The following is a 12,458-nucleotide window of genomic DNA, read 5'->3' as shown; positions in this document are numbered from 1 at the left end:
CTGTACAAAAGTTCAGTACAGTCTCCCCCTCGGGACTCCCCCACCTCCCGGTCCGCACTGATCTTACGGACCTACGGGGTCAAGTCCAGGAAACCGACCGGCGTGGCGGCAATTCTGGCCGTCATCGGGGCCACCAATGCCTCTCATCCGCGGCACGGGCGGTACATGCATGTTGCCCTGCCTCTCCCCCACTCTCCCTCGCTCCCCCTGCTTGAGGGCGGGCGCGAGAGGCTCCCCACCCCGATCTTCCCCAGGGAGGCCGGGGTCTTCAGGAATTCGTAGGGGGTTGCCGCAACCATCCAGCGGGTCCCGGGTTAGGATGGGCGTCCCCGGGCCATGGACTCTCCGCCGATGAACGAATCACCCCAGTTTCCCCGCTCCCTCGGACGCTACGAGCTCGTCCACCTGCTCGGACAGGGCGGCATGGGCGAGGTCTATCTCGCCAAGATTTCCGGCGCCGCGGGCTTCGAGAAGCCCTGCATCGTCAAGACGATCCTCCCCGCGCTCCTCAAGGACCGGCAGTTCCTCGACCGCTTCCACCACGAGGCCAAGGTGCTGGTGCACCTCGTCCACTCGTCCATCGCCCAAGTGTACGACATGGGCGAGGCCGAGGGCACCTACTACATGGCCCTCGAGTACGTGGCCGGCGTGGACCTCGCCTACCTCCAGGAGCAGGCGCGCGCCCAGAATCAGCAGCTCCCCGTGCCGGTGGCGCTCCTGCTCGGCCAGCGCATCGCCGAGGGGCTCGGCTACGCCCACCGCAAGACGGGCCCGGATGGCATGCCCCTGGGCATCGTCCACCGCGACGTCTCGCCCCACAACGTGATGGTGTCCTACGAGGGCGAGGTCAAGGTCATCGACTTCGGCCTCGCCAAGAGCGCCGCGCGCAGCAAGTACACCCTGCCCTCCACCGTCATGGGCAAGCTCGGGTACATGTCCCCGGAGCAGGTGCGCGCCGAGCCCGTCGACTCCCCCAGCGACCTCTACTCGTGCGGCGTGGTGGTGTGGGAGCTGCTCGCCGGCCGGCCGCTCATCGCCCACGGCACCATGGGCGAGATGATGGCCGCCATGACCAACCCCTCGGTGCCCGCGCTCCATGAGCTGCGCCCCGACGTGGATCCGGCCCTCGATGCGGTGGTGCGCCGCGCGCTCGCTCCCAGCCCTGGAGAGCGCTACGCCCGCGCCGACGACTTCGCCCGCGCCCTCAACGAGCAGTTCCTGCGCACCGCCGCCTCCTTCGGCGCCGAGGAGCTGGGCAACTTCGTGCGCTCGCTCTGCCCCGAGGCCTTCGCCTCGCAGCGCAAGCTCCTCTCGCTCCTCACCTCCTCGGGGCTGCGCCGCACGCCCCTGCCCGTCAGCAACGGGGGGCCCGTCAACACCGCGCGCCACTCGCCACTGCCCGCCTCGCCTCCCGCCGCCTTCGAGCCCACCTCGCCGCGTACCGGCATCGACTCGGGCACGGGCTACGAGGCCACCCTGGTGCGCTCGCCCAGCACCACCCCCGTTCCCGCGGTCGCGCCCGGCGCCGTGCCGGCGGAGACCCTCCGGCTGGAGAAGTCCTCCGGCCCCGGCCGCAAGGGATGGACGGCGGCGATCGCCCTTGGCGCGCTCGGCCTCATTGGCGCCACCGCGGGGGTGACCTCGTTCGTGGTGATGAACCAGGCGCAGGAGGACGAGCATCAACGGGTAGAGGAGATGCGCCAGAGGCACGAGGAAGAGCGTCAACGGAGAGAGGAGATGCGCGCGATGCATCCGGGCGGGCCTCCTCCCGGCGCTCTCGGACCGCGTGGCGAGTTCCGGCCTCCTCCTCCTCCGGGCGGACCAGACGACGAGTTCCGGCCGCCTCCTCCGGGTGGCGAGCATCGGCCTCCTCCCGGTGAGTCCGGTCCCCTGGCCATGGTGCCCCATGGCTCCGGGCCGGGCACGTCTCCGGAGGACGCGGACGCTTCGGCCGATCCAGACGAAGAGGCCTCAGCGGACGCTCCCGAGCAGACCGGGCCGGACGAGTCCCCCGAGCAGGCCGAAGCCGCGGCGGCTCCGTCCTCGAAGCCGGCCGCTTCACACCCGCGGGCCGCGCCGAAGTTCGTCTCCGCGGACAACGTGGAGTTGATGACGCCCAAGGGGGGCAACTACGTCGTCGGCCACGGCCGCCTGGCGGGGCTCCGCAAGGGAATGGTCCTCCAGGTGGTGGCGGCACCGGGAAAGGACGGCAAGGCGAGGCTGCTCGGCCAGGCCACGGTGCTGGTGGCGAGACCGCTCAAGTCGGAGCTGAACCCCGACGCCAACGTGCGCGCCGCCGGGAAGGTCGAGCGCTTCCTGGTGCTGCCCGCCGACGCGGCCCGGGCCGGTACTGAGCAGGACGAGGATGAGGACTCCACGTCCGCCCCCGCCACCGCGCCGGCTCCCATCGCCGAGGCGAAGCCCGCCCAATCCCTGGAGTTGAATGGGCGCATCAACGTCACGGGCTTCAGCCCGCTGTTGAAGAAGATCGAGATCACCAACTCGGACTCCTTCCTCTGGACCGACTGCGTCCTCGTCACCACGGGGCGGCAGGTGTACAGGCTGGGCCGCGTGGCCCCCAACACGACGCTGGGTGCGCCCCTGCGCGACTTCAGGAGGGGCGGCGCGGACGTGGACCTCATGAAGAAGGACCGGGTCGGTCTCGTGTGCGCCGAGGGGCGGGCGGAGTTCCCCGCGAAGGACCTGTGAGCGCCCGCCGGTGAGGCTCAGAAGCCGGCGGTGAGCTGTAGCGTGAAGGTGCGCCCGTACTGAGGCACGGCCCCGGCGGCGCGCTCGCTGCCGAGCGGCAGGGCGTAGTGGGAGTCGAGCAGGTTCTGCACGCCGGCGAAGTAGCGCAGGCGCTGGTACTCGCCGGACAGGCCCACGCCGAGCAGCAGGGCCTCGCCCTGGGCGGCGCCTTCCTTCCCGTTGCCGCGGGCGCTCTGGTAGGTGGCCTGGGTGGCCAGCCGCACCTCGCCATTGCCCAGGGGCAGCAGCAGCCGTCCGGTGGCCAGGTGCGCCGGGGTGGCCGCGGCCACCTCGTCCGAGGCATTGCGCAGGGTGACGAAGGAGTAGCCCAGGTCCACCATCAGGTAGCGCCCCGGCTGCCAGTGCAGGCCGGCCTCGACGCCCCAGGCGGTCGTCTCGCCGGGCCGGTTGCTGAAGACGAGGCACGAGGCCATCTCGGGCGGGGTGCCGCAGCGAGGCGGGCCTTCCTGCGTCCCGAGCACCACCAGGTTGGAGATGCGGTTGTCGTAGGCGCCCACGGTGAGGCGCAGCTCGTCCGTCAGGTCGTGCGCATGCTCGATTTCGTAGGTGGTGATGGTTTCCGGCTCCAGCTCGCCAGCGGCCACCTGGGAGACGCCGCCGTCGTTGTAGCCGAGCTCGTACACGTTGGGCGCGCGGAAGGCGCGGCCCACCACCAGCTTGGTGAGGCCCCGGTCGTAGGGGCGGGCGATGAGGGCCAGCCGCGGGGTGAGGGGCGTGGTGTCCAGATCCAGGTACTTGTCCAGGCGCAGGCCCGCCGAGAGGCTCAGCCGCGGGTGCAGGCGCCACTCGTCCAGCAGGTAGGCGGAGACGAGCACACGGCGCTGGCTCGGCAGGGGCGCGGAGCCCGCGGGGCCGAAGCTCTCCTGGGACACGCGCAGCTGGCCCTGGCCCTCCAGGCCCACGGTGAGGCGGTTGGGCTCGAAGAGCTGGATGAGGAAGCGCGCCTCGGCGGACACCCAGTCGGCGCGGCCCGCGTCGGTGTCCCGTTGTTGTACCCCGTCGCGCGTGTACACCCAGTAGCCCCGGTAGCGGCTGGCGTCATAGGAGCCGCGCAGCGACACGCTCATCCGCTCGTCCAGGGTCTTCTCGTAGCGCGCCTCGACGAAGCCGCGGAGGTCCTGCACGCGGGTGCCCGGGGCGCCCAGGTCCGTGTTGAAGGGGCCGGTGGGAATCTGCTTCTCCCGTCCGTGGAGCCGGGCCTGCAGCGAGAAGCCGCCCAGGCGCGCGCGCAGCGAGGCGGTGGCGGCGCGCTCCGAATCCAGTCCCTCCACCATGGGCAGGCCGCCGCCCAGCCGCGTCGTCTCCGCGCCCGCCATGTTCACGCCCGCCAGCGACAGCAGCGCCGAGGCGTCGCGCCCGTTGTCCCAGGCCGCCGTCGCGCGCAGCCGCGTGGTGCCCAGCGCCTCCACCGCCGCCGTGGCCTCCACCTTGTGCTCCTGGCCCAGCGAGTCGCGCGGCACCACGTTGATGACGGCGAAGAAGGCGCCGGTGCCGTAGAGGGCGCTGCCCGGGCCGCGCACCACCTCGATGCGGTCCACCTCCTGCAGGTCCACCGTCAAGTCCCGCGCCGCGTAGCCCTGGCCGGCCCACACGTCGTTGACGGAGTGGCCGTCCCAGAGGATGAGGACGCGGGTGTTGAGGTCGCCCGGCGGCGCGAAGCCGCGCACGCCCAGGTACGTGTACGTCCGGTCATTGGAGATGAAGATGCCGCGCACGGCCGCCAGGGCCTCGGCCAGCGTGGTGTAGCCGAAGGCGCGCAGCTCCTCCTGCGAGAGGACGGTGATGGAGGCGGGGGCCTCGTCCACGGAGAGCAGGTTCTTGGACGCGGCGCGCACCGGGGGCGGCTCGTAGCGCAGGTCCGCGTGGATGCGCGTCTCGTGGTCGGCCGCCACCGTCACCTGCTGGCGCATGGGGCGCACGTCCCGGCTCTCCACCTCCAGGGTGTGCTCGCCCGCGGTGAGGGTGAGGACGGTGGGGGTGAAGCCCGCGGGCTCGCCGTCCACGCGCACGGTGGCGTTGTCGCGGTTGGCGGTGACGATGAGGCGCCCGGTGGGCTGCTCCTGTCTGCGCAGCGTCACCTGGAGCGGGACGCTGCCGTCGGCGGGCACGTCCACCAGGAACTGGGCCGGGTTGTAGCCGGGCGCGCGCACGTGCAGCACGTGCCGGCCGGGGGTGAAGCGCAGCGTGTCCGGCACCAGTCCCACCACGGGGCCGTCCGGCGACTCGCGCACCTCGGCGCCCCTGGGCGTGCCGGAGAGCTTCACCTCGCCGATGATGAGCTCCAGGTTGAACTCCTGGGAGACGGAGCGGCCGCGCGCCACCTGGATGCTCTCCTCCGCGGGGCGGTAGCCGTCCTTGCGCACCATCACCTTGTGGTGCCCGGGCGTCAGCGCGAGCGTCTGGGGCGACAGGCCGCGGATGCCCAGGTCCTCGCGGTCCACCAGCACCTCGGCGCCCGGGGGCACGGTGGTGACGCGCACCAGCGCCACCTTGGGCCGCAGCCGCTCCAGGGCCTGGTGCACCTCGGCCTCGTCCCCGCTGGACAGCTTCTGCTGCACCAGGTCGTTGTAGTAGCGGTAGGCCTCGTTGTAGCGGGCGAGGGCCTCGTAGCAGCGGGCGATGTTGAAGAGGACGTTGCGGTTGGGGACGAGCCGGTAGCTGGCGAAGTAGGCGCGCAGGGCCTCGCGGTACTGGCCCCGGGCATAGGCCTCGTTGCCCACCTCGAAGGCCACGTCCGCCTCGTCCGCCGTGTTGTTGGCCCGGGCGGCGGCGGGCACGAGCAGCAGGGAGAGGAGGAAGAAGGCGAGGCGGAGCGCGCGCATGGCCCCGCCATTCTTTCACGAGTGCGCCCCAGGTCCACCGGCCAGCGGTGGAGTCAGCGCGCCAGGGCGGCCGACAGCTTCCGGGCCGCTGCCTCCAGCTCCTCCTCCGGGCGCCCCTCCCCGGGCCCCGCGTCGAAGGCCCCCCGGCCCCACAGCCCCTTGGGCGTGTCCGGGTAGCGCGGCACCAGGTGCAGGTGGAAGTGGCGCAGCACGTCCCCGATGGCGAAGGCGTAGGCGTGCTCGGCGCCGAGCACCTCGCGCTGCGCCCTCATCACCCGCGCGGCGAAGCGGCCCAGCTCGCCCGCCTCCTCCTCGTTCAAGTCATACAGGGCGCGCACATGCCGCTCGCTGGTGAGCACCACCCAGCCGGGCAGGGGACTCGGCGAGGCCACGCCATGGAGCACCAGGCCAGCCGAGCGGGCGAGCACTCCTCCCACGGGCCGGGTGGTGCCCCCCACCACCGCGCAGCCGAGACAGGGGTCGTTCACGTCCACGTCGCTCATGGCGCCCACGCTACCAGCGCGCCTCGCGGAAATGTCCGCCCCCGTTGCACCCTACCTGGCGCATCCGAGGCCAGCGGCCAACTGTGCCCTTCTTGACGCGGCCGGGCCCGGTCGGAGAGTGTCGCCCCGCCGCCACGCGCGGGACACTCCAAGCATTCAAGGTGGGAAGATGAAGAAGCATTGGGCAGTCGTGCTGCCGCTCCTGGTCGTCGGATGCGCGGGCCCGGAGGACAAGGATGGGGACGGTATCGCCGACGGTGTGCGCGAGCCGGACTCGGTGACGGTGGTGGCTCCGGCCACCCCCAAGGGCACGGTGTCCGGCCAGGTGCTCGACACGCGGATGGCTCCCATCGAGGGCGCCTCGGTGCGGCTCACCATCGGGAGCGCGACGGCGGAAAAGCCCTTCACCACCACCACGGACGCCGCGGGCAACTTCCTGCTCACCAGCGTGCCGGCCGGCTCCCAGGTGCTCGTCACCGTGGGCAAGCAGGGCTACGCCACGCTGCGCGCCAACGCCACGGTGCCCTCCAGCGCGGGCAACGTCCCCATCAACGACGGCAACGCCAACGTCGGCGTCATCGCCCTGGCCGAGACGACGAGCAGCGTGCGCTTCACCCTGCTCACGGCCTCGGGCGCGCCGGCCTCGGGCGCCCAGGCGTACCTCGAGGCCCGTCCCGCCGGCACCATCGCCATCAACGGCTCCTCGGCCACGGCCACCAGCTCCGTGGTGGTCTCCGCCAAGGCGGATGCGCTGGGCGTCGTCACCTTCAACAACGTGCCCTCTCCGGCCGAGCTGGCGCGCATTGGCGGCGTGGGCGCGGCCGCGGGCGGCTACGGGCTGTGGGTGGATCCGGTGGACTCCAATGGCGACGGCATCGCCGACGCCGCGGGCTACTCCGGCACGTTCGACGCCGAGGAGCTGCTGCTGTCCGGCGGCACGCGGCTGCTGCGCCTGTCCGCGCCGCGCACCGATGGCGACACGGACCCGGCCGCGGGCTTCAAGCTGGTGGCCACCAACGTCCCCAGCCTCACCTACGTCAACCTGCCCTCGGGGGACGCGGGCAAGGCGGCCATGGAGCTGCAGAAGCGGCCCGTGCGCAACCTCGTCACCCCCGGCCAGCCCATCTACCTGAGCTTCAGCCACCCGGTGATGAAGGACTCGCTGCTGGCCATCGTCACGGACGAGCTCGGCCGCGACCGCTATGACGTCACCGTCACGGCGAGCGCCAACGGGGACGTGTATGCGCTGACGCCCTCGGCCGCGCAGCTCCACGAGGGCCAGGAGCACAACCTCATCCTGCGCGCCACCTCGGCGTACGACGGCACCGTGAAGACGTGGAAGGGCTACTTCATCAGCGGCGACCCCCGCACCCCCAAGCCCGTGCAGATGGCGAGCGCCGTCATCAAGGACGGCACCACCGGCACCACCGGCACGCTGGAGCCGGGCGAGTGCGTCATCGTCACCCTCAGCCAGGTCGTCATCCCCACCGCCACGACGCCCGATGCCTACGTCGTCTCGGACGTGACGAGCCCGGCCTTCAAGCCGTCCTCGGCCGCTCCGCCCGCCACCAACACCTGCCTGACGGAGGGCGCCCCGAAGTTCCCCATCGACACCACCAACTTCAACGAGGCCACCTCCCGCTTCGTCTTCCAGTACGGGAGCGCCTCGTCGTCGTTGCCGGCCATCAACCCCACCACCACCACCGCCAAGGTGCGCTTCGACTTCGCCAGGTTCCAGACGGCCGAGCCGTCCGCCTACTGGGAAACGGCCTGGGGGGGGCCGGTGGTGCTGGGGGCGCCCATCGAAACGACGCTCTCCCGGTAATCTCGCGCCCAAGTCATCATCGCTGTGAGTGAAGTGTCCGGGCCCCGACACGATTCGTGGGCCCGGCACCCTCCGGACCCTGGCCGGAACGAGCGCATCCAGGGGGGCATGCATAGCATGGTTCGGCGTTCCCACCTTGTACGAGGGCACCGCGCCATGACCGTACCGCTTACGCAAACCCTCGAAACCAGGACGAATGAGGTCACCGAACCGGCCGGTTCGGCCCAGCGCATGCGTGTGCTCGTGGTCGACGATTTCGACGACGCGCGCGAGATGTATGCGGAGTACCTCGAGTTTGTCGGGTTTCAGGTAGAAGTGGCCCGAAATGGTGTCGAGGCCGTGGAAAAGGCCCAGGGCGCCCCGCCCGACATCATCTTGATGGACCTGTCGCTGCCGGTGATGGACGGCTGGGAGGCCACCCGGAGGCTGAAGCAGGACCTGCGCACCCGGGACATTCCGGTGATGGCGCTCAGCGGCCACGTGCTGGCCGGCAACGCGGAACAGGCCCGGCAGGCCGGCGCGGACGAGTTCGTCGCCAAGCCCTGTCTGCCCCAGGACCTGGAAGCGCGCATCCACCGGATGCTCAAGCCCAGCAAGGCCAAGAGCAGGCCCTGAGCCCCTCCCCCTAGACACGGCAACGACGACACCGTGGGCCCTCCGTCCGCCTCCCGGTCCAACGTCGACGGGTGGACTCCACCCGAGGCGTTCGACGAGTACCGCCTGGTGCGCCTCATTGGCCGAGGCGCCACGGGACGCGTGTATCTGGCGCACGACACGCTGCTCGACAGGCCCGTGGCGGTGAAGTTCGTGCGCGCGCTGGGAGCCGGCGCGCTCACCCGCTTCCTCGTGGAGGCCCGCGCCGCCGCTCGCGTCCAGCACCCCAACGTCGTCACCCTCTACCGGGTGGGGCAGCTGGAGAACCACCCCTATCTCATCTCCGAGTTCGTCCGCGGCACCTCGCTGGATGCCCTGGGCCGGCCCATGCCGTGGGAGCGCGCGCTGGCGCTCGGGAGGGATTTGGCGCGCGGCCTGGGCGCGGCGCACCGGCGCGGCGTGCTGCACCGCGACATCAAGCCCGGCAATGCCCTGCTCACCGAGACGGGCGAGGTGAAGCTGCTGGACTTCGGGCTGGCGAAGCTGATGGACCCGGGCTCGCCCTTCATGGAGGTGCCCGCGCCGCGCGAGCCCGGAAGGGGCCCGCCCGTGCTGCCGGAGCTGGACCCCGAGGCGGTGGCGGGCTCGCTGGACGGGGTGGACCTGCCGTCGCTGCCCGTGGGCATGCTGGTGGGCACGCCCTATTACATGTCTCCCGAGGCCTGGGTGGGCGAGGAGCTCACGGCCCGCGGCGACGTGTACTCGCTGGGGCTGGTGCTCTACGAGCTGTGCGCCGGCCGCGGGCCCTTCCGGCACGTGCCCCTGCGCGAGCTGTCCCGGGTGATGGCCACCGAGGACGCGAGGCCCCTGGCCGAGGCCGCTCCGGGCGTGGACGCGGACTTCGCGGCCGTGGTGGACCGCTGTCTGCGCCGCGCCCCCGAGGAGCGCTTCGCCTCGGCCGTGCCGCTGCTGGACGCGCTGGAGCAGCTCTCGCGCGACGAGTGGGCCGGCGCCGTGCCCGAGGGCAATCCGTACCGCGGATTGCAACCCTTCGAGGCCGAGCACCGCGCGCTCTTCTTCGGCCGGCGGCGCGAGCAGCGCGAGGTGCTGGAGCGGCTGCGGGCCGAGCCCTTCCTGCTCCTCGCCGGGGACTCGGGCGTGGGCAAGTCCTCGCTGTGTCTGGCGGGGGTGCTGCCGCGGCTGGCCGAGGGCGAATTGGAGGACGGACGGCGCTGGCGCGGGGTGCGGCTGATTCCGGGCCGCCGTCCCGCCGCCGCGCTCGCCGCCGCACTGGCCCCGGTGCTGGGCGCGGACGAGGAGGGACTCACCGCCTTCCTGCGCTCGGACCCCACGGGGCTGGCGCGGCGGCTGCGCGCGCACCTGGGCGCGGACGAGGGGCTCGTCGTCTATGTGGACCAGCTGGAGGAGCTGGTGACGCTGGCGGGCGACGCCGAGGCCGCGCAGGCGGGACTGGCGCTCGGGGGACTGGCCGAGGGCCTGTCCGGCGTGCGCCTGCTGGCCACGTGCCGCAGCGACTTCCTCACGCGGCTGACGGCGGTGCCGGGGCTGGGCACGGCGGTGCCCGGGGCGCTGTACCTGCTGCGGGCGCTCGGCCCGGAGGAGATTCGCGAGGCGGTGGTGGGCCCGGCGCGGGTGAAGGGCGCGCGCTTCGAGTCCGAGGCCCTGGTGGAGACGCTGGTGGCGTCGGCCACCGGGGGCGGGCTGCCGCTGCTGCAATTCGCGCTCGCCGAGCTGTGGGAGGCGCGTGCCGGGGACACGGGCGTCATCACCCAGGCCTCGCTGGACGGACTGGGGGGCGTGGCGGGTGCACTGGCGAAGCACGCGGACGCGGCCGTGGCGCGCCTGCTGCCGGACCAGCGCAGCGCGGCGCGCGGCGTGCTGCTGCGCCTCATCACCGCCGAGGGCACCCGGGCCCGCAAGACGGACCGCGAGCTGGTGGGAGATGACCCGCGCCACCGCGCCGCGCTGGAGGCCCTGGTGCGCGCGCGCCTGCTGGGCGCCCGGGAGGGGGAGGGCGGCACGTCCTACGAGCTGGCCCACGAGGCGCTGCTGACGGGTTGGGGAACCCTGGCGCGCTGGCTGGCCGAGGCCGCCGAGCGCCGCGAGATACAGGCCCGGTTGGAGGCCGACTCCGCCCACTGGGAGCGCGTCGGCCGTGTCCGCGACATGCTCTGGGGACCCCGGCAGCTGGCCGAGGCCGCTCAGCTCGAGCCCGCCGAGCTCACCCGCCGCGAGCTGGCCTTCCTGGAAGCCTCGCGCAGCAAGGTGGTGCGCAGCCGCCACATGCGGCGGGCCATCGCCGCGGGCTTCGTCCTCTCGCTGGCGTGCGTCTACGTGGGCGTGCGGTTGCACGAGGAGGCGGAGCGGGACGGGGCCGTGCGCGGCTGGCTGGCGGATGCCACCACCGCGATGGACGCGGTGCAGCGCGAACGCACCACCTTCGCCTCGGCCCGCGAGGAGGCCCTCCAGCACTACGACGCTGGCAACAAGGAGGCGGGAGACACGGCGTGGGCACGCACCGTCACGGCCGAGACCTCGCTGCACCATCACCTGGACGAGGCGGGAAGCCATCTGGAGCACGCGCTCGTCCTGGACCCCATGCGCGGGGATGTGCGCGAGGCGCTGGCCGACTTCCTCCTCGAGCGGGCCTTCCACGCCGAGCAGTCGATGGAGACCGGTGAGCTGCCGGCGCTGTTGCAGCGCTTGCGGCTGTACGACACGTCCGGAGCACGCTGGACGCGCTGGACCGCGCCCGCGCTCCTCACGCTCGAGCTCTCCGTGCCCGGAGCGACGCTGGAGCTGCGGCCCGCCTCCAGGGACGCGGAGGGCCGCGAGGTCATCGGCGAGCCGGTGCCACTCGGGCCAGGGCCCTGGGTGGACGTGGCGGTGGCCCCGGGAGACTGGCGGCTGACGGTGCGGGCTCCGGGCCATGAGCCCGCGCTCGTTCCCTTGCGCCTGGCTCGCGGGGAGCGCAGGAGACTGTCCCCGCCGCTGCTGCGCGCGGGACAGCTCCCCGCGGGCTTCGCCTATGTTCCGCCAGGCCGCGTGCTCTTCGGCAGCGCGGCGGATGCGAGCGTGCGCGGCTTCTTCAACGCCGTGCCGCTGCACCAGAAGGAGACGGCGGGCTTCCTCATCTCCCGCCGCGAGACGACCTACACCGAGTGGTTGGCCTTCGTGGAGTCGCTGCCCGAGCGGGAGCGCGCCCGCCGCCTGCCGCACACGAGCACCACCTACCACGGCATGCTCCGGCTGGTGCGCGAGGGCAACGCGTGGATCCTCCACTTCCAGCCGGGAGGTGTGCCCTACACCGTCCGCTCCGGGGAGCCGCTGCGCTACAAGAATCGGGAGCACCGTGTGGCGCAGGACTGGATGCGTTTTCCCGTCACCGGCATCTCCTTCGAGGACGCGGAGGCCTACGCGGCGTGGCTGGACCGGACGGGCCGTGTGCCAGGTGCCCGGTTGTGCACGGAGCTGGAGTGGGAGCGCGCCGCGCGGGGAGAGGATGGGCGCGAGTTCCCCCACGGTGACGTGCTCGCTCCGGATGACGCCAACTTCGATCTCACCTACGGCAAGGAGCCCGGGGGCTTCGGGCCGGACGAGGTGGGCGCGCATCCAGCGTCCCGCAGTCCCTTCGGCGTGGACGACCTGGCGGGCAATGCGTGGGAGTGGACGCACTCGTCGGTGGAGCCCGGCCGTGTGGTGGCGCGCGGGGGGGCGTACTACTTCGCCGCCGCCTCGGCGCGCCTGGCCAACCGCGAGCTACCCGAGCACACCCTGCGGGACATCACCGTGGGCCTGCGCGTATGCGCCGACCTGCCCGCTCGTACGTTGCCCGCGCGGAAGTGACTTCACGGGTGCCTCCGTAGGGGGTGGTCCTGGACAGTGCAAGTGTCTGGGTCCGACATGTGTGGCTTGCCGGGCGGA

Annotated in this window: 6 protein-coding genes; 4 read left to right on the top strand and 2 right to left on the bottom strand. The window is 72.4% G+C overall.

All coding sequences use genetic code 11. The features are described 5' to 3' along the window. Nucleotides 1-336 precede the first annotated feature (336 nt). The gene (locus ACJ8AN_RS02190; RefSeq protein ID WP_407753518.1) at nt 337-2,709 is read left to right on the top strand and encodes a serine/threonine protein kinase; all 2,373 of its coding nucleotides are present in this window, start codon (nt 337-339) and stop codon (nt 2,707-2,709) included. A 17-nt stretch (nt 2,710-2,726) separates the two neighbouring features. On the opposite strand, the gene ACJ8AN_RS02185 is transcribed toward ACJ8AN_RS02190, so the two are convergent. Next, on the bottom strand, nt 2,727-5,591 hold the full coding sequence (locus ACJ8AN_RS02185; RefSeq protein ID WP_407753517.1) for a TonB-dependent receptor domain-containing protein: 2,865 nt from the start codon (nt 5,589-5,591) through the stop codon (nt 2,727-2,729). A 53-nt stretch (nt 5,592-5,644) separates the two neighbouring features. After that, a complete protein-coding gene (locus ACJ8AN_RS02180; protein ID WP_407753516.1) occupies nt 5,645-6,094 on the bottom strand; it encodes an HIT family protein in 450 nt (149 codons plus the stop codon). A 169-nt stretch (nt 6,095-6,263) separates the two neighbouring features. Here ACJ8AN_RS02180 and ACJ8AN_RS02175 point away from each other — a divergent pair, with 169 nt between their 5' ends. The 3 genes from ACJ8AN_RS02175 (at nt 6,264) to ACJ8AN_RS02165 (ending at nt 12,380) form a co-directional block, all read left to right on the top strand. Next, nucleotides 6,264-7,919, top strand: coding sequence for a carboxypeptidase-like regulatory domain-containing protein (locus ACJ8AN_RS02175; RefSeq protein WP_407753515.1), 1,656 nt, complete (start codon nt 6,264-6,266; stop codon nt 7,917-7,919). Between the two features lie 156 nt (nt 7,920-8,075). Then, nucleotides 8,076-8,534, top strand: coding sequence for a response regulator (locus ACJ8AN_RS02170; protein ID WP_407753514.1), 459 nt, complete (start codon nt 8,076-8,078; stop codon nt 8,532-8,534). Nucleotides 8,535-8,567: 33 nt separating this feature from the next. Further along, nucleotides 8,568-12,380 carry a protein kinase domain-containing protein gene (locus ACJ8AN_RS02165; RefSeq protein WP_407753513.1) on the top strand — a complete coding sequence of 1,271 codons (3,813 nt, stop codon included), beginning with the start codon at nt 8,568-8,570 and terminating at the stop codon, nt 12,378-12,380. Nucleotides 12,381-12,458 lie beyond the last annotated feature (78 nt).

The sequence above is a fragment of the Archangium sp. genome (assembly GCF_045802675.1).
Classification (GTDB): Bacteria; Myxococcota; Myxococcia; order Myxococcales; family Myxococcaceae; genus Archangium.
This window is presented reverse-complemented; position numbering and strand designations above follow the sequence as displayed.